The following is a 21,362-nucleotide window of genomic DNA, read 5'->3' as shown; positions in this document are numbered from 1 at the left end:
TCTCCAAATACAAATTCTCCGTCGTTTTCTTCACCACACCTTCCAGGGAGCCTGGCCGGAATCCCACATCTGATTCAATTCCGTATTGTCACGCAACGTATCCATCGGTTTCCAGAAACCGGTATGGCGATAGGCGTGCATCTTGCCGTCTTTTGCTAAGTTCTCCAAAGGTGCACGCTCGAAGATAGAGGTATCATCGTTGGCAGGAATATAGTCGAACACTTCGGGTTCGCAGACAAAATAACCGGCATTGATCCAGTTGCGGTCGCCGTCCGGTTTTTCCTGGAAAGAAAGCACCTGGTCTGTCTCCAAATCAATCTGCAGAGCACCGAACTTGCCGCCCGGTTTATAGGCTGTCAGAGAGATTGCCGCCCCGGAACGCTCGTGGGCGGCAATGCTGTCGGCTATGTTCAGGTCGGTGACGCCGTCACCATAGGTCAGCAGGAAACGTTCATCGCCCACATATTTCTGTATGCGTTTAACGCGTCCTCCTGTCTGGGTATTCAGCCCCGTATCTATCAGGGTCACCCGCCAGTTTTCCGAGTGATTGTCAAGAACGGTGGTCGTATTGTTGGACAAATCCACGGTCATGTCGCTGTTGTGGCGGAAATAGTTGGCAAAATATTCTTTGATGACATACTGTTTGTAACCGCAGCAGATGATGAAGTCCGTGATGCCATAATGGCTGTAGGTCTTCATGATGTGCCACAAAATCGGTTTGCCTCCGATTTCCACCATGGGTTTGGGAATCAGGTTGGTGGCTTCGCTCAAACGGGTGCCGAGGCCACCGGCAAGAATGACTGCTTTCATAAATGAGGTTATTGATGATTTCTCACAAATTCCTTGATGGTGTCTGCCATGAAGTCCAGCATTTCATCCGTCATGCCGGGATAGACGCCTATCCAGAACGTATTGTTCATGATGAAATCGGTGTTTTTCAGTTCACCGACCACACGGAAACCTTCACCGGTACGGCGCATTTCATCGAAAGCGGGATGCTTCAGCAGATTACCGGCAAACAGGTTGCGGGTCTGTATCTTCCGTCCTTCCAGGTAAGTCACCAGTTCGTTGCGTGTAAAAGGTGCATCTTCTTTTACGGATATCAGGAAACCGAACCAGCTGGGACGGGAATTCTTCTGTGCTTCCGGCAATATCAGTCCCTCCGTTCCTTCCAGCGCTTCGTGCAGCCGGGAGAAATTACGGCGTCTGGCTTCTACAATATGGTCCAGCTTTTCCAATTGGGCACAGCCGATGGCTGCCTGCATGTCTGTTACCTTCAAGTTGTAGCCGAAGTGGGAATACACGTATTTATGGTCATAACCGGCAGGAAGCTCACCGAATTGTCCGGTGAAACGGCAACCGCATGTATTGTCTACGCCACCCATGCACCAGCAGTCGCGTCCCCAGTCGCGGTAGGAGTTGACCAGCTTGTGCAACAGCGGGTCGTTGGTATAGACTGCACCGCCTTCACCCATTGTCATGTGGTGGGGAGGATAGAAACTGCTTGTGCCGATATGGCCGATAGTGCCGGTTTTCTTCTCTTCACCGTCAATCAGATAAGTGGAACCCAATGCATCGCAGTTGTCTTCAACCAGCCAGAGCCGGTGGCGGTCGCAGAAGTCGCGGACGGCTTGCAAGTCAAACGGATTACCTAAAGAATGGGCAATCATCACAGCCTTGGTTTTCGATGAATAAGCTGCTTCCAACTGCGAAGCATTGATGTTGTATTCGGGAACGGTCATATCCACAAACACCGGAATGGCTCCATATTGGATGCAGGGAGTCACCGTTGTGGGGAAACCGCAGGCCACGGTAATCACTTCATCGCCACGCCGGATGCGTCGTTCGCCCAATTCCGGTGCCGTCAGTGCAGAGAAAGCCAGCAGGTTGGCCGAAGAACCGGAATTGGTCAGAGAACAATATTTTACTCCCAGCCACTCGGCAAAACGTTTCTCGAATCTATGAGCCCACGGACCTGCCGTCAGCCAGAAATCCAAAGAAGAGTCCACCAAGTTGACGAGTTCTTTTTCATCAAAATAACGGCCTCCGTAATTGACAAAGGTCTTACCCGGCTCAAAAGCTTTTTTCTGACCATGCACTTCAGCATAGTATTCTTTGGTTAAAGCCAGAATCTCTTGCTTCAAGTCTTCTTTTCTTGACATATCATAAACATTAAAAACAACACCCATTTACAGCTTCATTGCAGTTGATTTCACCAAATGCCATTTGGCGTCTCTAAAATGCCATTTTAGAACGCTAACTGTGACTTTTAGCTCAACAAACCTGAGGTTTTATATCCGCATCTTGTTTATATTTGGAGTGGTAACTTGTCTGGATGGACCTCTATTTTTAAAATTTCTTCCCAAATACAATGTTCATAAACGTCATGACCAATATCTTGAAATCGAACAGCCAGGAACGGTGCTCCAGATAAAACAGGTCGTAACGCAGGCGGCGGAGCATTTTGTCGATGGTATCCGTATAACCGTTATATAAGGTGGCGTATGAAGTGACACCGGGACGAATCTGGTAAAGATAGCGATAACGGGGATCGCGTTCCATAATCTGGTCAATATAGAACTTGCGTTCGGGACGGGGACCGATAAAGGCCATCTGACCAATGAAAACATTCCACAACTGGGGAAGTTCATCCAGATGGTGTTCGCGAAGGAACTTGCCCACTTTCGTCAGACGGGGGTCTTGACCGCTTTTATAAAGTGCAGGACCGAACTTCTCAGCGTCCAGACGCATGCTGCGAAACTTATAAATATAAAACGGACGACCAAAACGGCCGATGCGTTCCTGCTTGAATATGGCAGGACCGCCGTCTTCCTGCTTCACCGCAATGTAGCAGATCAGAAAAAGCGGAGAGAAAATAACCAATGCTATCAAGGCCAGGATACAATCGCCAAAACGTTTGACGTTTCGCTCAAAACCGTTCATACCGTCGCAAATATAACGGTCGTCTTTTTGTACGTCTGTAGTCGATTCCATATTTTCAATGTTAGTTAAGCAGGAAATCTGTTGTAGTCTCCCGTCTCAATGAAGAATTCTGTTCATACCGTACTCCAGCCGTCTGTCAAACGTCCGGGAAGCCTGCGGCTTGTATTCCCCATTCACCGGCCATGGCATAGGAAAGATATTGCAGGCGCGCATCACTTCCTGCCTCAAGGATTCGTGCCTGCTGTGCCATATTTTTAATGGCGCAAAACAATAATTGAGAAGAAGGCACATAAAGGTGTTCCGGCAAAGTTGCATCCAGGAAAGCTTCCCAGACTGTTGCAGACGTAAAATCCGAACGTAATGATTGAGAGTAACGGCGAAAAGTTCGCTCTGTCTTTCTGTCAAATTCTCCGTCTCTGAAAAGATAAGAGTAACGGTTCAGTACTTCCAGGCGGCGCCATGCCTCTTCCATGGGCAATTCTTCCCAGATGCCTTCTGGTGACAGGCTGGAGCACCAGTCTGCCAGGGTAGACCGCAGGAGCATGAACCATTCATCTTCTTCCCAGGCTTCGGGGTAGAAAAAGGACTCCAGTACACGGCACACAGCGGTCTGCAAAGGAATTCCTGCACTGTCGGATGGCATTGTTTCTGTATAAGCGTTCATCAGTTTTGCCACGTAGGCATCGCATACTTCCGCTCGTGAAGTATCGTAGCACCTGCCGGTCTCCCTCAACAACGAATAAAGCGCTTCCGTCAGCAGGGCACGCGTATGCAGGCTGTCGCAGTGAGCCGTTTCCAGCCGCTGACTGACAGCCCTAAAAAGTTGGTCGGCCAGTAAGGTGTAAGTTTGCCTGTCTCCCGCTTCCGGCAGTTGTGTGCCAGAGGAAAGCAGTCGGTATAAGGCCGTGCATGTCCGTACCAGCGAAAGCAGGCAGGAAGGCGAGGGGGCAGGGGCAGCAAGGTAGGCCGGCAGTTCGCGGATAAGGGAAAGCAGGACAGTCATTTCTCTTTGATTACTTCTATCAGGTCCGGGTGTACCGTAGCCAGTGCTACGGCAATGACTCCCTCGACGGCGATGACTACGCGACGGTCGCGGGCACCTTTCACCTTGAGGAAAGTGCCTTCGTAGCCAGCAAATTCTCCACCGGTGATGCGCACCTTGGTTCCTTTGGAGAGGTTCAGTTCGCCAGGCTGAAAATAGAGAAGCTGGTCGCTGTAGGTACCTGCCACGGCGATGAAGCGCTGCATCTGTATGTCGGGGACGATGATTTTCTCGTGACTGCGCGTATCGGTGATGTACTGCAGATAAAACAATTCCCGTTTCATCTTTTGCAGTTCTCGTGGACGGGCATGTACGAAGAGCAGATTGCGTACTACGGGCACCAGTTCGCGTACACGTCGGCCACGCTTCAGACGGAAGTGGTATTGCATGGGGATAAAGCAACCCATGCCTGCAGCTTCCAGTCGTCGGACAGCTTCCAATTCCCGGCGGTAGGTAGCGCGCATGGCATACCATTGCTGAACTTCTTCCTGCGGGGAAGATAGAGCATTTGCCGATAGACTATTATCTGAGAAAGGGATATTCTCCTGGGGCTTTGAAATCAGCATATAATCCTGATTTTCAATCAATTGTAACCGTTCCGGTGGAAATGGAGAGGAACGGAAGATTCCTTGAAAAAGAAAGCGAGCAACCCCTGCAAGGCAGTATATGAAAACTGATACTGTATGAGAGAATTTGCTCCATCTCTTGGTAAGAGATGTATCGTTTTGCCCAATCTGCTGTGGATAAGAACATTATGGCAACATTAAAGAGAAAACTGTTAAGCAGTTGGTTATGCACTGCTTAGCAAAAAAACAGAAATCTTTTAAAAAAGACGACTGAAATTTGTTCACTACCATCTTTTTATCTAATTTTGTTGCCGAATTAATACATCTCTTACCAAGAGATGGAGTAAATTTATTCTTCTCTCTTTGTTGAAGCGTTCGATTTCCGCAAGTCTGAGTGGAAAAACTTCTACGGACAGAATGCTGCATACAATCCGCCAATCTTTAATATATCACTTCTTAAAGTTAATGTTTCGGGCTTTAAAGTTAAGTTTATTCAGTAAATAACTGTTTATCTGCATGAGCGTCTGTTTTTTTGCTATATTTGCGGCTGCAAAGTCTCTTTTAAGTTGGGCAGTAGCCCAATTTGTTTGCTGGATTTTGAATTATTAATTAATGAATAAATAAATATTGTATCATGAAGTATATTCGGATGTGTTTATGTGCCATGCTGGCTGTTGTGCTGTGTTCGGCTTTCACTTTGGAGAAGAAGGAGAAACCTGTGTATGTCTTTGGAGTCGGAGCATCTTTTAAGGATTCAGTGGTTTATTTTACCGAAGTTCAGCTATTGGACAGCGTAGCGCTGGACAACAACGGCTTTTTGCCAGGTCGTGTGTCTTATGCTTACCAGATGAAGAACTATCTGGAATATGAGAAAAACAAGCTGGACTATACGTGTGCCATTTATTTCTCTGAAAGCCGTTCGAAATTGGAGAAGGAAGCTTCGAAAATATACAAGCGCTATGAGAAAGGAAACACTTATGTGTTGAAGAATATACAGACATCCGATTTTTCTTTCAGAAAACCGGAAGAATAAGCCGATTGTAATTGCCGCAAACTTTTGAGCCTGCTTACATGGAAAGAATGATGGAGACACGTAGCCATTTCAAAATAAGTTTGTTCTTTTTGCTGCTTCTTTGCGGAACGCTGGTTTCGTGTGAACAAGATGAAGCTGTCGTATCGGTTGAAGGTATCACTTTGAGCCACGATATGCTGTTGATGGGGGTAGGTGAGACTGCTAAGCTGACAGCTACCCTATTGCCGGAAAATGCTACGAATAGACAGGTCTTTTGGGAGTCTGCCGATGAAAATGTGGTAACAGTCAGTACAGAAGGCGTCCTGGAGGCTTGTGAAGCAGGGCAGACTACGGTGACTGCCACTACCCATGATGGCGGGTTTACTGCTTCCTGTACGGTTTATGTAGCCCAGAAACTTCCTGAAGATGACCCTGCGGATAAAGAGAAGCGTACGGTGCTGGTCTATATTGCCGGCGATAATAATCTGGCGTCTTTTGCCAAGCAGGATATGGAGGAAATGAAAGAAGGCATGGCTTCGGTGGTTTCGGGTTCCCTGCATCTGCTGGTATATGCCGATTTGGGAGGTGACGATGCCAAGCTGGTAGAAATCTCTTCGCAAGACGGGGTCACGATGGAGAAGACCATCAAGGAATATGGGGCCCGTAATTCGACGGGGGTAGCCGAAACTTTGGAGGTTTTTGGCGATGTCTTTTCCAATCCCGATTATCAGTCTGAGAGTTATGGGCTGGTCTATTGGTCTCATTGCGACGGGTGGATTCCTTATCCCGTACCGTCTACCCGTTGGATTGGGCAGGATACGGGGGATGGAGATAACCGGATGAATCTCTCTGATTTTGTGCAGATATTGCAGTATGCTCCTCATTTTGACTTTATCATGTTTGATGCCTGTTTCATGCAGTCTGTAGAAGTGGCATACGCCTTGCGGCATTATACGGATTATTACGTGGCTTCTCCTACCGAAACCCCCGGCCCGGGAGCACCTTATGACCGGATTCTTCCTTACATGTTTATACAGGGGGCTGCGGTAGAGATAGCACGCACTTATTATGAAGTGTATGAAGAGAAATATGCGGCAGGCGAGGGGCTGAGCAACAGTAACTGGACAGCCGGTGCGTCTATCTGTGCTGTAAAGACAGATGGACTGGAGGCGTTGGCTTCCGCTACCCGGCAATTATTGCCGGAGGAGCCGGTAGAGGTCAGTTCGCTGCAAGAGGTGTTCAGCTATGACCGCCGTTCCTCATTGAGCAAGGTAGGCTATTACGATTATGTGGAAATGATGTCACTCCTGTTGCCTGAAGACGACTTTGAAGTTTGGAAACAAGCCTTCGACGCTGTAGTTGCCTATTGGGGTACCACACCGATGAATTATTCTTCGTCGGGAGGCTTGTTTTCCATGGAAGGGACTTGCGGAGTATCGCACTATATTCCGGCTTCTGTCACTTCTGAAGCTGCGGAGGCCTACCGTTCTACCGAGTGGTATGAGGCTGCCGGACTGTCCCGGTTAGGCTGGTGAGGGATTTCGCCGATTTCTTCTTTCAGTGTACGGATGGCAGCTCCTGCATCACCTTGCTTTTCATTCAGCAGGCTGACAAAGCGGCTGCCAATGATGGCACCGGCGGCGTTGGCGCAGGCTGCTTCGAAAGTCTGCCGGTTGCTGATGCCGAAGCCTATCATACGTGGATTGCGCAGGTTCATGGCCTGTACTTTACGGAAATAATCCTGTTTGGCCTTGTCGAAATCCTTTTGGGCACCGGTGGTCGCAGCGCTCGACACCATGTAGATGAATCCGTCGGTATGTGCGTCGATTTCACGGATGCGTGCTTCGCTGGTTTCGGGCGTGATGAGCATGATGATTCTGATGCCATAGCTGTCGGCTGTAGCTTTGTAATTCTCTTCGTATTCGCGGAACGGCAGGTCTGGAATGATGACACCGTCGATACCGCATTCGGTGCATTTCCGGCAAAAAGCTTCGAAGCCAAACTGCATGATGGGGTTAAGATAGCCCATCAGGATAAGCGGAATATGTACATCCTGCCGGATGTCTTTCAGCTGTTCGAACAGCAGGTGGAGTGTCATGCCGTTGCGCAGCGCTTGGGTGGCTGCCTCTTGGATGACAATGCCGTCTGCCATAGGGTCGCTGAAGGGGATGCCAATTTCTATCATGTCCACACCGTTTTGTGCTAAGGCACGTATGACGCGGGTTGTATTTTCCAAGGTGGGGCAACCGGCACAGAAATAGATGGAAAGTATATGGCCGGATTTGTTCTCGAAAAGTTTCTGGATACGATTCTTCATTGCTTTTTGTATTTGAGTTTAGAGCTTGATTAAAATTCATGTTCAGCGCGGAGTTGTGAAAGTCCGGAGAGATTCTCTCTGTCTGTCAGACTGTTGCTCCGTATATATAGCGAGTCTGTTTCTTAGCCCTTGGAAGTTTGTCTTCAAGCGCCTGTGAATTTGTGTCTAAGCGCTTAGCTGGTTGATGAATGTTTGCAGACGCGATATGTCTTTGATGCCCGGCGATGATTCAAACCGGCTGTTCAGGTCTATTCCTGCCCATTGCGGATGATGAAACGACTGGAGTGCCCGGACGCTGTGCGGGCCGATGCCTCCGCTCAGCAGGAATGGGGTAGTTCCGTTATACTGCTTCAGGAGTGACCAGTCGAACGGAGTGCCCGACCCCCCGTATAGCGAAGTTTCGGTATCGAACAGATAGTAATCGCACAGATTTTCATAGGCTGCGATGCCCGAAAGGTCTTTGTCTTTTGCTATGGAAAAAGCTTTGATAAGCTTGAATCCGCGGCTTTGCAAAGAGCGGCAGTATTCGGGAGATTCATTTCCATGCAATTGCAGATAGTCCAAGTTGAACCGGTCGGCATACATGTCCAGTTCGTCTTTGCTCTGGTTGACAAATACACCGACCCGTTTTGCTTTTTCGGGCAGGTAGGCAGGCAATTGACAGACACACCGGGGCGATTTGGGATAGAATATGAATCCTATCAGGTCGGTTCCTAAGTCTTCTGCTGCCCGGATATTTTCGGCTTGTGTCATGCCGCAGACTTTAATGAGCAGGTTCTGTTTCATAGTGGTTGTTTATTTGTAGGATGAATGAATGCAATTTATCTCCCGGCGCGGAAGCTTTCATAAACGTTTCGCCTATGAGAAAGCCCCGGTAGCCGGCTTTACGCAGTTGGCAGATGGTGTCGGGGTGTGAAATCCCGCTTTCGGAAACGAGCACGGCATTTCCGGCCTTCTTTATTTCCCGGTTTATATCTTCTGCCAGCCGGAAGGAGTTCTGCACGTCGGTATGGAAGCTGCCCAGGTTCCGGTTGTTGATGCCTACCATGTCAACGTGGGGAGTGACATAACTTAATTCGTCGTTGGAGTGTATTTCGAGCAAGACTTCCAGCCCCAACGCATGGGCTTCGTCTGTCAATGCCCGGCAATCGTCCTTAGTCAGGCAGGCGGCAATCAGCAGGACGGCATCGGCTCCGGCCAGGCGGGTTTGCCATAGCTGGTAGGGGTCGATAATGAAATCTTTTCTCAAGATGGGCAGTCCGATAGAGGAGCGCGCCATGCGTAGATCGGCCCATGTGCCTCCGAAGAAAGTTTCGTCAGTCAGTATAGAGAGAGCGGTGGCTCCCCCCTGTTCGTATGCCGTTGTGATGCTGCGAACGTCAGCTTTAGGATGAATCCAGCCTTTGGAGGGAGAGCGGCGTTTGAATTCTGCGATGATGCCACTGCGAGAGGCTGCCAGTGCCCGGCTCATGCTGCGCGGGGTGGAGGGAGAGGCCTGCAGGGCGTTTTCTACCAGTCTCTGCAACTCTTCTGTCGGCATGGCTTGTTTCTGACGGGCTATTTCAGTCCGTTTGTGGGCAATGATTTCAGATAAAATATCCTTCATGACTTAGCTGTTTAATTCAATAAATTTCTTTAGAGTATTCAGGGCACGTTTGCTTTCCAGCGATTCACAGGCCAGAGAGATGCACTCGTCTATTTCCTTTTCCGGTTCCATAATCTGAATGGCAAACCCTGCGTTGACGATAACACATTGGGTTTGTGCCGGTGTGGCCGTGCCGGAGAGCACCCTGTCGAAGATGCGGGCTGCATCCTGCCGGGTATTTCCTCCCGACAGTTCAGAAGGCTGGACCGGGAAAAATCCCAGGTCCTGAGGGCGGTAGATGCGTTCGTAGTGGCGGGTCATTACCTTGAACTCATCGGTCAGTGAGATTTCATCGTAGCGGTCCAGGCTGTTGACGACGGCAAAATCTGTGTTCATCTGATAGAACACTTGGGTATAGAGACGCATCTGTGCCAGGTTGGCTACTCCCAGCAGTTGGTAGGAAGGGCAACAAGGGTTGACGAGCGGTCCGAGCAGATTGAACAGGGTACGTACTCCCAGCGAACGCCGTACGGCAGCTACGCTTTTCATGGCAGGACTGAACAGCGGTGCGTGAAGGTAAGCCAGGTTACACTGTTCGAGCGAGCGGCGCAGGCGGTCGGAGTCGGCAGTGAAACGCACGCCATGTTCTTCCATGATATTGCTGGCTCCACTGACCGAGGTGGCTCCATAGTTGCCGTGTTTGGCCACTTTGTATCCGGCACCGGCCACTACAAAGCAAGCACATGTCGAGATGTTGAATGTATTTTTGCCATCGCCGCCGGTTCCTACAATGTCGATAGGACGGTAGGGGGCAAGGTCGGTGGAAATGCGGGTTTCCATCAAGGCCTGGCGGAAGCCGATCAGTTCGTTCACGGTAATGCCGCGCATCTGGAAGGTTGCCAGCAGAGCGGCCAGCTGGGATTCTGGATAACGTCCCTGGCTGATGTCAAGCATCAGCAGGCGGGTTTCTTCTTGGGTCAGCTCTTCGTGGGCAAAGAGACGGGTGAGTATCTGTTTCATTGTTATTTCTCTTTTAAGCGAGATAGTGGTTATTAAGTATTGTTGTATGGGGTTATGCCTGCAACCAGTTGCGCATTATATGCCGTCCGTCGGGGGTCAGTACAGATTCGGGATGAAACTGAATGCCGTGTATGTCCAGTGTGCGATGCCGCAACGCCATGATATGGCCTTCAGGGCTGAGGGCCGTAACAGCCAGGCAGGAAGGAAAATCTTTCTTGTCGACAATCCAAGAGTGATAGCGTCCGACGGGGATTCCACTTTCCAATCCCTGGAATATATAGTCAGGTTCTATGGCAGGGAGATGCTCTGTGGAGGCATCGTCGTTTTTCAGGATTAAAGGCGACTGTATGCCATGGAATACGCGCTTCAGGTTGGTCAGCCTTGCCCCGAAGGCTTCACCGATAGCCTGGTGTCCCAGGCAGACACCCAGCATAGGCTTGTGGGGGGCATACGTGCGTACAACGTCCATTAACAGACCGGCTTCGTCGGGGATGCCCGGGCCGGGAGATAGGATTATCTTGTCGTATGTTTCCAATTCTTCCAGGCAGAAACAGTCATTGCGCAGCACTTCCACTTGTGCGCCCAGTTCTTTCACGAGGTGTGCCAGATTAAATGTGAAAGAGTCGTAGTTGTCAATAATTACTGTCTTCATTGCTTTCTTACATTTTTTCGGCTTTGCTGATAGCCTGACGTAAGGCACCCAGTTTGTTGTTTACTTCCTGTAGTTCATTCTCTTCGTTGCTTTGCGCCACGATTCCGCCGCCGGCTTGGAACCACAGTGTTCCGTTGCGGCTGACAAAAGTCCGGATGGTGATGGCCTGGTTGAGCGAGCCGTCCAGTCCGATGAAGCCGATGCAGCCCCCGTAGGCCCCCCGGTTGTGCGGCTCGATTTCGCTGATGAGTTGCATGGCACGCACTTTCGGTGCTCCACTCAGGGTTCCTGCTGGGAAGGTGTCGATGAACGTGCGGATGGGGTTGGTATCTGCATTCATCGAACCTCTGACACGGCTGACCAAGTGGATGACATGACTATAATATTGCAGTTCCTTGAATATTTCCACATGTACTTCGTGGCAGTTGCGTGACAGGTCGTTGCGTGCCAAGTCTACCAGCATGACGTGTTCGGCATTCTCTTTGGGGTCGTCGCACAGGTGTCGGGCGGCTTGTTCGTCTTCTTCCTTTTGTCCGGTGCGTCGGGTGGTTCCTGCAATGGGGTCGATGTAGGCTTGCCGTCCTTCGATGCGGCAATGAGTTTCAGGTGAGGAACCCAGCAGGCGGAAACCTCCAAAGTCGAAGTAAAACAGGTAGGGCGAAGGATTGATGCTGCGCAGGGCCCGGTAGAGTTGGAAGTCATCGCCGGTGAAGCGCTGTTCGAAGCGGCGTGAAAGGACAATCTGAAAGACATCGCCCCGCAGGCAATGGTTGATGCCCCGTCGGATATTGGCTTTGTGTTCTTCGTCGGTCAGCGGAGAGGTGAGCGGACCTTCTGCCCGGAAGTGGTAGACGGCATAGTTGCGGTTGTGTATAGCCCGCTGCACCTTATCCAGTCCGCTTTCGTCGGCATCATCGTGCATCTCCAGCAGCATCATTTCGTGCCGCCGGTCGTTGAAGACGATGAGATATCTGTATAATATGTAGAGCAGGTCGGGTGCATCGTTGCGGTCTGCATGGCTGTCTTTGACAGGAATGTTCTCAAAATATCGCACCGCGTTGAAGGAAGTATATCCATACAGCCCGCAGTACGACTTGTATTCGCCTTCGAGGCAGAAACGGCTCAGAAAATCGTTCAATGACTCTTCCACACCGTAACCGGCAGTCAGTTCGCGTTCCTCCCGTTTCCCGTCGGGCAGGCGGAATGTGACGTTTCCGTGCCCAATGGCTACCGAAGCCAGCGGGCAAAGAGCAATAAAGGAGCGGTTGTTTTCCGTGCTGTAGTAATCGGAGCTTTCCATGAGCGCGCTTTGTGGAAATACATCGCGCACTTTCAGATAGGTACTTACCGGTGTGTGCAAGTCGCCCGGAAGTATGCGGTAATGGGTGTGATAGTGGTAAGTCTTCATTGTTGTAAACAGTTTGAGAGTTATTAGCGTAAATATGTTACGAAGCCTGATACGGAGCTGCCAGATACGTATCCATATCCTTGTCACCCCGTCCCGATACGGTAAGCACCACCACATCATTGGGCTGGAAATGGAGTTTGGGCAATGCTCCCAGCGCATGGGCACTTTCCAGTGCCGGGATGATACCTTCCAAGCGGGTCAGCTCATAGGCGGCACGGAGCGCTTCGTCATCGTTGACGGCAAGTATCTGCGCCCGTTTCTGCCGGGCCAGGTTAGCGTGCATGGGGCCGATGCCCGGATAATCCAATCCGGCAGAAATAGAGTAGGGTTCTACTATTTGTCCGTCTTCGTTTTGAATGACGTAAGTGCGTGCTCCGTGAATGATACCCGTGCGTCCCAAGGCCATGGTGGCAGCAGTCTTTCCCGATTCCACCCCTTTACCTCCGGCTTCTGCCAGAACAATTTTCACGCGCGGATCATCCACATAATGATAGATGGTGCCGGCAGCATTGCTGCCTCCACCCACACAGGCAATGAGGTAATCCGGGCAGTCGCGTCCTTCCTGCTCCTTCAACTGTTTTCTGATTTCTTCGCTGATGACCGACTGCAGACGGGCTACCATGTCGGGATAAGGATGCGGGCCTACCGTGGAACCTATGATGTAGTAAGTATCCGACGGATGGCAACACCAGTCGCGTATAGCCTCGTTGGTAGCATCTTTCAGCGTCATGTTGCCCGAAGTGACAGATACGACACGGGCGCCCAGCATTTTCATTTTCTCCACGTTGGCATGTTGGCGTTCTACATCAGTCTTGCCCATATACACCACGCACTCCATGCCCATCAGGGCGCAGACAGTGGCAGTGGCCACGCCATGTTGTCCGGCCCCAGTCTCGGCAATGATACGCCGTTTGCCCATGCGTTGTGCCAGCAGGACTTGCCCGATGGCGTTGTTAATCTTGTGGGCACCCGTATGATTCAGATCTTCGCGTTTCAGATAAATCCTGCATCCGTATCGGGCAGACAGGCGGCGTGCCAGATAGAGAGGGGAGGGGCGTCCCACATAGTCCCGCAGAAGCTGTGTATATTCATCGCGGAAGTTTTTGCTTTGCAGTACATTGAGATAGGTGTGTTGAAGCTCTTCCACACACCGGTGCAATATCTCCGGGACAAAAGCCCCGCCAAATTCTCCAAAATACCCGTTAGGGTCTGCCAAGTAACTCATCATTGTATGAAGTTTTTTGAAGGTTAATAAAAAAAGGAAGAGCCCCGCCGCAAGTGCGGCAGGGCTCTTCCTTTTTTCCTTTAGTATTTATATTCTATGACATATATACATACGAGCGCTGCTCCCTTACGACTGCTGGAGTTGTAACGGGCGCCACCACCAATATGTATTTGTCAATTGCTTATTCATTGTTGTTTTTGTTTTATCGGGGGCAAATTTATGCGAATGGATGGAATTATCCAAATAAATCTTGCTTTTTTTCGTCGTTGAACCTTTTTGCTGTATTTTTGTTTCTCTTTTGTAATAAAATCGAATAATCATGTCGGGACAGACAACGAAAAAAGTGTGTGCCTTCCCGAAAAAAAGAAATGAAAATGAGAGCAGTCAGTTATTCTATGTTGCGTGCTGTATGTGCGCTAGTCATTGGTCTGGTGCTGGTGTTGTTTCCCAACCAGGCCGCCGAGTATTTAGTGATTACCGTGGGAGTTATTTTTCTGATACCTTCCCTGATAAGCATCATCAGTTACTTTGCTTGGAGAACAGAGCGTCCGGTGCACTTTCCGCTGTTGGGCATCGGCAGTCTGTTGTTCGGACTTTGGCTTGTCATTATGCCGGGCTTTTTTGCCGACCTGCTGACGTATGTACTGGGCTTTATTCTGGTGATGGGCGGTGTGCAGCAGATTGCAGCCCTGTCTTCGGCCCGTAGTTGGATGCGGGTACCGGGTGGCTTTTATGTCGTTCCCGTGCTGATTCTGCTGGCAGGTTTGTTTGCCTTGTTCAATCCCTTAGGAGCACGTTCGACGGCGTTCATCATCATCGGCATCAGTTGCCTGGTGTATGCGCTATCGGAGTTGGTCAACTGGTTTGGCTTTTCCCGGAAGCGTCCCCAAAAGAGTATTTTGTCCAAGCGTGGGGAAGACGTGGAAGAAGCTGAAATCGTGGACTGATGCAGTATTTGACCCAGAGTTTCAGAGCTACGTTTAGATACAGATAACGCAGGTTCTAATGATAAAGAAGCAATTATCCATTAGAACCTGCGTTATCTGTTTTTCCAAGTACCTGGAAAGAAAAACATGCCAAGCAACCTTTGCGCCCTTTTCTTATTCAGATAGCAAAGCAGATACCATTTCCTCAGACACCGTCAATACAGAAGCTATATCTTTCACGGACATACCGCGCTGAGATAGATTTCGGACAGTTGTGCGCAAGATAGATTTTTGTTGCTCGATTTCTTGAGACTTCTGCTTGATCTCTTGCGATTTCTGCTCGATTTCTTGCGATTTCTGCTTGATCTCTTGCGATTTCTGCTCGATCTCTTGCGATTTCTGCTCAATCTCCTGGGTATTCAGTTCAATCTCTTTATCTTTCATCATGATGGCTGTATCCCGTGCCTCTATTTCAGACAGAATTTCGTCTTCTACCTGCATCTCCCGTCTGACATCGGGAGAAGCTGCCGCCATCACCAGGCGGTTCACCAGCAACCGCCCTTCCTTATCCATGTCCTCGTCATTTATCTGAAGGAAATGAACATCCGTAGCCATCCGGCATTCCTGGTCGAAAACGCTCAGTAGACGTTCCAGATGATTGCGTGCCCGTCCCTGCAGGTAAGGGATTTGGACGATGATGCTGTCATGCGTCAGGCTTTCGATGAAAGGATCCGGAACGCCCTGCACGATATCCCGGTTGTCATAATCCAGATAACGGCGGCGCACGTACACCACCGGTTCGTTCAGGTCTCCCAATTTATGTCCCAGGATATAAATCGAAATGATGGGCAAGCCGTATCCGGCCCCGCTCCCCGACGACGAGATATTCTCCATGTCCAGATATTGGGTGCCCAGATACTGGCGGAAACGCAGGGTCTCCGTCATCAGCCAGGTCTTCTGAAGCTCTATCAGCACCAACTGCTCCCTGCCCGCAGCATCCTTAATACGGGCTGAGAAATCAATGCGGAACAATGATATACGGGTCTGGTTAAGATTGGTATATTCATTGCGGCGCATCTTCAGGTCATGCACCTCCTGCTGCAGCAGGGCAGAAAGCAGCACCTTTGCCGCACGTTCATCTTCCATCAGGAACTTGAACACGGAATCGTATATCGGATTGGCGATGATGGTCATAAAGCGGAATGTTATTGGTTACTGATGCAAATATATAACAATATAACGAATTTATGAAAAAGACAACAGAAAAAACTCTTGATAATCACAAGCACTAATTGCAAACACTCAATTTAGAGCATCCCCATTGAAAGAAGTATTTTCAGCGCCCTAAACTGATTCGTTTTAAAAAATCACCTTGGCTACAAGCCAAGGTGATTTTCTCTGGGAATATATTCACATAGTTCCTGCATCCTTTAAAGATAATTTTGAGAAAAATCCCAATGAATATCTTTATACCATTACTGGAAAATGATATAAAGTACCTTGTCTTTCAGAAAAATGAACGGGAGAATTCTATTTTTTTTAGCCCTAAATTGAGTGCTTACATATTTATTGGGATTGATTTAAATCGAATTCCAGTTCATCCAAAGATGCGAGTCATATCTCCAGCTGTCATTCACAGCTTCCGACAATATCTTATTGGAAAACACCAACAGGATAGAATCCGGTTCCTCTGCTTTGAAACCGTTGGCATACCCTTCAGGGACACAAACCACACGGCTCGTCTCAGCCGACAAGTGGAAAACCTCCGGCTTCAAGTCCAAAGACGGTTGCTCCCAATTATCAATCTTCACAAAAGCGCTGGTAAACGCGCCCTTCAACACATAAAACCATTTCTTTTCCTTCTGATGTGCATGCCAGGCACGAACCACGGAAGTGTCACTGTGATAAATTGCATAAAACCTGGCCACCTCGCTCATGTCCAAATCATTGACATGAGATATCCGCCCACGACTATCGGTAAAGATACCGCCTTCTATAATCTTGATTTCACTCATGTTCTAATTTGTTTAAAGCAACTGTTTCAATGCACTATCTATAATATCCATGCAAATATCCTTATGAAACAAGCCCATTGGCAGAGTCAAGTATGCGCTGACTTAATTCCGCCAACGGGTGAGAATATATAAAGTAATAAGGAGAGAACCCGCTTCTCAGCGTTTTCCCTCCTTGCAAACTTAAAACAACCAACAAAAGAATCTAATAAATGAAGATTTAAGTATGAAGAATCTGTTTAAACTGTTATTGCCTCATTTAAAAGATGCGGAGAAAAACCGGAATATTCTGCTTTGCGTATGGTGAGCCTTGTTTTTCCCTTCTTCATCTCTCCTTCTTCATTTCTTATTTTTAGAAGTGATTTCAACTTTTTATGCCCTGTACTGATGCTCCGTGTGTATAAGTCAGCTTCCTGATAAGCTCTTCCTGAAAAGTAGCCAAGCTATAAGCAGCGTATTGCCAAGCTATAAGCTGCATGCTGCTAAGCTATAAGCAGAGTGCTGGTTGTATATTAGGAGTAGCATGCTGATTATTCATAGAATACACGCACCCCGAGTAGGGCGAAAAGTTTAAGTCACTTCTCCATTCTTTATTAAAAACTATCTGATAAACAGAAGTTCCCGATATTTGGGCAATGTCCACATCTGGTTGTCTACAATCAGCTCCAGCTTGTCGATATGATAGCGGATTTCCTCCATGGCAGGAACGATGGTGTCATGATAAGCCACGGCTTTCTCGCGCTGGTTCTCTATCTTGTTGGCCACCTTGCGGGCTTCTACCATCGCATCTACATGCTCTTTGATGAAGGCAGTCCGGTCGGCAATCTCCTCGATGAGCTCCAGGTTCTTGGCAGAAAGCTTGTCTGCCTTGTCGGCGGGGAAGAGCTGGTGTATTTTGTAGACATTGTCAATAAGTCCCGTCTGGTATTGTGTGGCCACGGGGATGATATGGTTCATGGCCAGATCGCCCAGTACGCGGGCTTCTATCTGTATCTTTTTGGTGTACATTTCCCACTTCACTTCGTTGCGTGCCTCCAGTTCCTTGCGGTTCATCACGCCGGTCGATTCAAACATGCGGATGCTGTCTTCCTTGAGATAATTATCGAAGATGACTGGTACGCTTGTCTCACAATCCAGACCGCGGCGTGCGGCTTCTTCTTTCCATTCATCGCTGTAGCCGTTTCCGTCGAAGTGGATAGGCTTGCACTTCTTGATGTAGCGTCGCACTACTTCGAGGATAGCCGAGAATTGAGGCTCCCCTTTTTCTGTCAGTTCGTCCACATCGTGTTTGAAGTCTGTCAGTTGTTCGGCCAGAGCCGTGTTGAGAGCTATCATGGCACTGGCACAATTGGCCTCGGAACCTACGGCGCGGAATTCGAAGCGGTTGCCCGTGAAAGCGAAAGGCGAGGTGCGGTTGCGGTCGGTATTGTCGATGAGCAGTTCGGGAATCTGGGGAATGTCCAGCTTCATGCCCTGCTTGCCGCCAAGGTTGATGAGCTCATCCTTGTCGCTGGCTTCGATGTGTTCCAGCACCTGGCTGAGTTGCTTGCCCAAGAAAGAAGAGATGATGGCGGGCGGTGCCTCATTGGCTCCCAACCGATGGGCATTGGTGGCACTGGAGATGCTGGCTTTGAGCAAGCCGTTGTGGCGGTAGACAGCCATCAGCGTATTGACTACGAAGGTGATGAAGCGCAGGTTGTCTTCGGGAGTCTTGCCGGGAGCGTGCAACAGGATGCCGGTGTCCGTCCCTAAACTCCAGTTGTTGTGCTTGCCGCTGCCGTTGACTCCTTTGAAAGGTTTCTCGTGCAGCAGGACACGGAAGCCGTGGTTGCGTGCAATCTTGCGCATCAGCGACATGATGAGCATGTTGTGGTCTACGGCCAAGTTGCATTCCTCGAAGACAGGAGCCAGTTCGAATTGGTTAGGAGCTACTTCGTTGTGGCGTGTCTTGACGGGGATACCCAGTTTCAGCGCTTCTATCTCCAGGTCTTTCATGAAGGCTGCTACACGGGGCGGGATGGCTCCGAAGTAGTGGTCTTCCAGTTGCTGGTTCTTGGCTGAGTCGTGTCCGGTCAGGGTGCGGCCTGTCATCAGGAGGTCGGGTCGGGCTGCATAGAGGCCTTCATCTACGAGGAAGTATTCCTGCTCCCAGCCCAAGTAAGCATAGACCTTCTTCACCTCCGGGTTGAAGTAGCGGCATACATCTGTGGCGGCCTTGTCAACGGCACGCAGTGCCTTGAGCAAAGGAGCCTTGTAGTCCAGCGACTCACCCGTGTAGGCAATGAATATGGTAGGGATGCACAGCGTATCGTCCACGATGAAGGCAGGCGATGAGGGGTCCCAGGCCGAATAGCCGCGTGCTTCGAAAGTGTTTCGGATGCCTCCGTTGGGGAAACTGGAAGCGTCCGGCTCTTGCTGTACGAGCAGTTTGCCGGTAAATTCTTCCATGACACCTCCCTTTCCGTCGTGCTCGATAAAAGCATCATGCTTCTCGGCCGTGCCTTCGGTCAGCGGGTGAAACCAGTGCGTGTAGTGCGTAGCACCCATTTCGATGGCCCATTTTTTCATGCCGGCTGCCACTTCGTCGGCAATGCTGCGGTCCAGTGGAGCACCGTTGTCGATGACGTCGGTCAACTTTGCGAAGACTTTACCGGGCAAGTAACGGAACATCTTATCCCGATTGAAAACATACTTGGCGAAATACTCCGAAGGGCGTTCCGCCGGTGGAGTTACTTCGACGGGACGTTTCTTGAACGCCGTCTCGACCACTCTGAATCTTAAATCTGACATAGTTGTCTTTTTTTGTCTGTTGGTTTATAATGTTGTTAGAGTAAAGTTCTGCTTTCCGCCCTTTCCGCTGGGGAATGGTACGACCTGCGGAGATGGGTGTCTGAAAGGACTTGTCGAGGGATGTCGGGCCTCAGGTTAATTGTAGGCCGTTTCGCCATGTTCGTAGATGTCCAGACCTTCCTCTTCAATGCGTCGGTCTACCCGTATGCCTACGAACTTGTCTACTATCTTATATAGGACGAAAGTCACTGCGGCACTGTACACGATAGAGAACACCGTGGCGACTATCTGTACCCATAGCTGGTGCCAGTCGCCGTACAACGCTCCCTGTACCCCGCCTTCGCCGGTGACGGCCTGCGTGGCAAACACGCCTGTGAGGATAGACCCTACGATACCTCCCATGCCGTGCACACCAAAGGCATCGAGCGCATCGTCATAACGCAAGCGGGGCTTCACGGCAGCTACCATCAGGAAGCAGATGACAGGAGTAATGAGCCCGATGCAGAAGGCACCAAGGAGACTGACCGACCCGGCTGCCGGGGTGATGGCTACAAGCCCTGCCACCGCTCCCGTACAAGCACCCACCGTCGTCGGCTTCCGGTTGCATAGCCAGTCAATCGCCATCCAGGTAATGGCTGCTGTTGCCGTAGCGATGTGTGTCACTACGAAAGCATTGGCGGCCAGTCCATCGGCGGCCAGTCCGCTGCCGGCATTGAAGCCGAACCAGCCCAGCCATAGGAATGAGGTGCCCATGAATACGAAGGTCACATTGTGAGGAGTGATGTGACGGCCCCGGTGGAAATCTTCGCGCTGTCCCAACAGGATGCACATAACCAGGGCAGAGATGCCCGCGTTGATATGTACCACCGTGCCGCCGGCAAAGTCGATGGCTCCCATTTGTTGCAGGAAACCGCCGCCCCACACCCAGTGTGCCAGCGGGAAATAGGCCAGGATGACCCATAGTATGATGAACACCACGTAGCCGCTGAACTTGATACGCTCGGCGAAGGCCCCGAGAATAAGGGCCGGAGTGATGATGGCAAACATGCACTGAAACATGACGAAAGCCAGTTCGGGTATCTGGCCCGTTGTCAGCGTATCTACATGGATGCCACACAGGAATGCCTTGTCAAAGCCCCCGATGACTTCCCCCAACGGGTTACCCGTTTCAGTGAATCCTGTGCCGAACACCCAACTATAGCCAATGGCCACCCATAATACGCTGACCACAGCCACCAGAAACAGAGTCTGCATGATGATGCTCAGTACATTCTTCTGCCTCACCAATCCGCCGTAGAACAGGGCGATGCCGGGAATGCTCATCAGCAGGACCAGGATAGAGGCTGTCATAATCCATGCCGTGTTGCCGCTGTCCAACACGGGAGCAGAGGTTAGAATCGTTTCCATAATGCTTGATGTTTAGTTGTATTTGTATAGGATAGTGTGAACTTGTGGTTTTGCTGTTCGTATCATTCTTCCTGCTCGGCATTATAGAGTGCGATGTCTCCTCTCTCTCCCGTGCGGATGCGTATGGCGTCTTCTACCGGGCTGATGAAGATACGTCCGTCTCCTATCTCTCCCGTCTGTGCTGAGGCGATGATGGCTTTCACTGTTTTCTCTACGTTTCTGTCACGCACCACGATGGAGAGAAGGATGCGTTCGATGGAACTGGTGTCATACATGATGCCCCGGTAGATACGTGCCTGGCGCGACTTGCCCACGCCTCGTACATCGTAGTACGAGAACCATTCGATGCCTGCCTCCAGCAAAGCATCTCTGACCTCTTCAAACTTGGTCTTTCGGATGATAGCTTCAATCTTCTTCATATTCGTTTTCCCGTTAGAGTTAGAGTATCCTGATGAAT

At 50.0% G+C, this 21,362-nt stretch carries 20 protein-coding genes; 3 read left to right on the top strand and 17 right to left on the bottom strand.

Annotated features, from left to right (window positions below):
* Positions 1–30: 30 nt before the first annotated feature.
* From rfbF to B5F34_RS10215, 5 genes are all read right to left on the bottom strand, one after another.
* Positions 31–810 (bottom strand): glucose-1-phosphate cytidylyltransferase, encoded by a 780-nt coding sequence (gene rfbF / locus B5F34_RS10235; RefSeq protein WP_087338313.1) that lies wholly within the window; start codon positions 808–810, stop codon positions 31–33.
* A gap of 8 nt (positions 811–818) precedes the next feature.
* Positions 819–2,162: a lipopolysaccharide biosynthesis protein RfbH gene (rfbH, locus tag B5F34_RS10230; protein WP_087338310.1), complete on the bottom strand. Its 1,344-nt coding sequence runs from the start codon at positions 2,160–2,162 to the stop codon at positions 819–821.
* A 187-nt stretch (positions 2,163–2,349) separates the two neighbouring features.
* On the bottom strand, positions 2,350–2,994 hold the full coding sequence (locus tag B5F34_RS10225; protein WP_087338307.1) for a sugar transferase: 645 nt from the start codon (positions 2,992–2,994) through the stop codon (positions 2,350–2,352).
* Positions 2,995–3,079: 85 nt separating this feature from the next.
* On the bottom strand, positions 3,080–3,946 hold the full coding sequence (locus tag B5F34_RS10220) for a hypothetical protein (RefSeq protein WP_087338304.1): 867 nt from the start codon (positions 3,944–3,946) through the stop codon (positions 3,080–3,082).
* Complete coding sequence (locus B5F34_RS10215) at positions 3,943–4,449, bottom strand: UpxY family transcription antiterminator (protein WP_239448917.1); 507 nt, start codon at positions 4,447–4,449, stop codon at positions 3,943–3,945. Before B5F34_RS10215 ends, B5F34_RS10220 begins: the two co-directional genes overlap by 4 nt.
* Before the next feature lie 736 nt (positions 4,450–5,185).
* Between B5F34_RS10215 and B5F34_RS10210 the strand changes: the two genes are divergently transcribed.
* Together B5F34_RS10210 and B5F34_RS10205 are read left to right on the top strand one after the other, a co-directional pair.
* Entirely contained in the window at positions 5,186–5,584 is a 399-nt protein-coding gene (locus B5F34_RS10210; RefSeq protein ID WP_087338298.1) for a hypothetical protein, read from the top strand.
* 38 nt (positions 5,585–5,622) lie between these two features.
* On the top strand, positions 5,623–7,098 hold the full coding sequence (locus B5F34_RS10205) for a clostripain-related cysteine peptidase (protein ID WP_239448916.1): 1,476 nt from the start codon (positions 5,623–5,625) through the stop codon (positions 7,096–7,098).
* On the opposite strand, the gene trpA is transcribed toward B5F34_RS10205, so the two are convergent.
* The 7 genes from trpA to trpB all read right to left on the bottom strand — a co-directional run bounded on the left by trpA (position 7,044) and on the right by trpB (position 13,770).
* A complete protein-coding gene (trpA, locus tag B5F34_RS10200; RefSeq protein ID WP_087338293.1) occupies positions 7,044–7,880 on the bottom strand; it encodes a tryptophan synthase subunit alpha in 837 nt (278 codons plus the stop codon). The two genes, B5F34_RS10205 and trpA, sit on opposite strands and share 55 nt — an antisense overlap.
* A 165-nt stretch (positions 7,881–8,045) precedes the next feature.
* Complete coding sequence (locus B5F34_RS10195; protein ID WP_087338290.1) at positions 8,046–8,666, bottom strand: phosphoribosylanthranilate isomerase; 621 nt, start codon at positions 8,664–8,666, stop codon at positions 8,046–8,048.
* Entirely contained in the window at positions 8,644–9,486 is an 843-nt protein-coding gene (gene trpC / locus B5F34_RS10190) for an indole-3-glycerol phosphate synthase TrpC (protein ID WP_087338287.1), read from the bottom strand. The genes B5F34_RS10195 and trpC overlap by 23 nt, the downstream gene beginning before the upstream one ends.
* A 3-nt stretch (positions 9,487–9,489) precedes the next feature.
* Positions 9,490–10,485 (bottom strand): anthranilate phosphoribosyltransferase, encoded by a 996-nt coding sequence (trpD, locus tag B5F34_RS10185; RefSeq protein ID WP_087338284.1) that lies wholly within the window; start codon positions 10,483–10,485, stop codon positions 9,490–9,492.
* Between the two features lie 52 nt (positions 10,486–10,537).
* Positions 10,538–11,137 (bottom strand): aminodeoxychorismate/anthranilate synthase component II, encoded by a 600-nt coding sequence (locus tag B5F34_RS10180; RefSeq protein ID WP_087338281.1) that lies wholly within the window; start codon positions 11,135–11,137, stop codon positions 10,538–10,540.
* 7 nt (positions 11,138–11,144) lie between these two features.
* Positions 11,145–12,545, bottom strand: coding sequence for an anthranilate synthase component I family protein (locus B5F34_RS10175; protein WP_087338278.1), 1,401 nt, complete (start codon positions 12,543–12,545; stop codon positions 11,145–11,147).
* Positions 12,546–12,582: 37 nt separating this feature from the next.
* Positions 12,583–13,770: a tryptophan synthase subunit beta gene (trpB, locus tag B5F34_RS10170; RefSeq protein WP_204245597.1), complete on the bottom strand. Its 1,188-nt coding sequence runs from the start codon at positions 13,768–13,770 to the stop codon at positions 12,583–12,585.
* A 374-nt stretch (positions 13,771–14,144) separates the two neighbouring features.
* Here trpB and B5F34_RS10160 point away from each other — a divergent pair, with 374 nt between their 5' ends.
* Positions 14,145–14,717 carry a DUF308 domain-containing protein gene (locus B5F34_RS10160; protein ID WP_087338384.1) on the top strand — a complete coding sequence of 191 codons (573 nt, stop codon included), beginning with the start codon at positions 14,145–14,147 and terminating at the stop codon, positions 14,715–14,717.
* 153 nt (positions 14,718–14,870) lie between these two features.
* Here the strand turns inward: B5F34_RS10160 and B5F34_RS10155 are convergent, their stop codons facing one another.
* The 5 genes from B5F34_RS10155 to B5F34_RS10135 form a co-directional block, all read right to left on the bottom strand.
* The gene (locus tag B5F34_RS10155) at positions 14,871–15,890 is read right to left on the bottom strand and encodes a hypothetical protein (protein ID WP_087338268.1); all 1,020 of its coding nucleotides are present in this window, start codon (positions 15,888–15,890) and stop codon (positions 14,871–14,873) included.
* A gap of 386 nt (positions 15,891–16,276) precedes the next feature.
* Entirely contained in the window at positions 16,277–16,711 is a 435-nt protein-coding gene (locus tag B5F34_RS10150) for a dTDP-4-dehydrorhamnose 3,5-epimerase family protein (RefSeq protein WP_087338263.1), read from the bottom strand.
* 597 nt (positions 16,712–17,308) lie between these two features.
* Complete coding sequence (locus B5F34_RS10145) at positions 17,309–19,498, bottom strand: glutamine synthetase III (protein ID WP_087338260.1); 2,190 nt, start codon at positions 19,496–19,498, stop codon at positions 17,309–17,311.
* A 135-nt stretch (positions 19,499–19,633) separates the two neighbouring features.
* Positions 19,634–20,905 (bottom strand): ammonium transporter, encoded by a 1,272-nt coding sequence (locus B5F34_RS10140; protein ID WP_087338254.1) that lies wholly within the window; start codon positions 20,903–20,905, stop codon positions 19,634–19,636.
* Positions 20,906–20,967: 62 nt separating this feature from the next.
* On the bottom strand, positions 20,968–21,324 hold the full coding sequence (locus B5F34_RS10135) for a P-II family nitrogen regulator (RefSeq protein WP_087338251.1): 357 nt from the start codon (positions 21,322–21,324) through the stop codon (positions 20,968–20,970).
* Between the last annotated feature and the right edge of the window lie 38 nt (positions 21,325–21,362).

The organism is Mediterranea sp. An20 (genome assembly GCF_002160055.1).
GTDB classification, from domain to species: Bacteria; Bacteroidota; Bacteroidia; order Bacteroidales; family Bacteroidaceae; genus Bacteroides; species Bacteroides avicola.
Note: the sequence above shows the minus strand (reverse complement) of the source record. Positions and strands in the feature narration are given on the sequence as shown.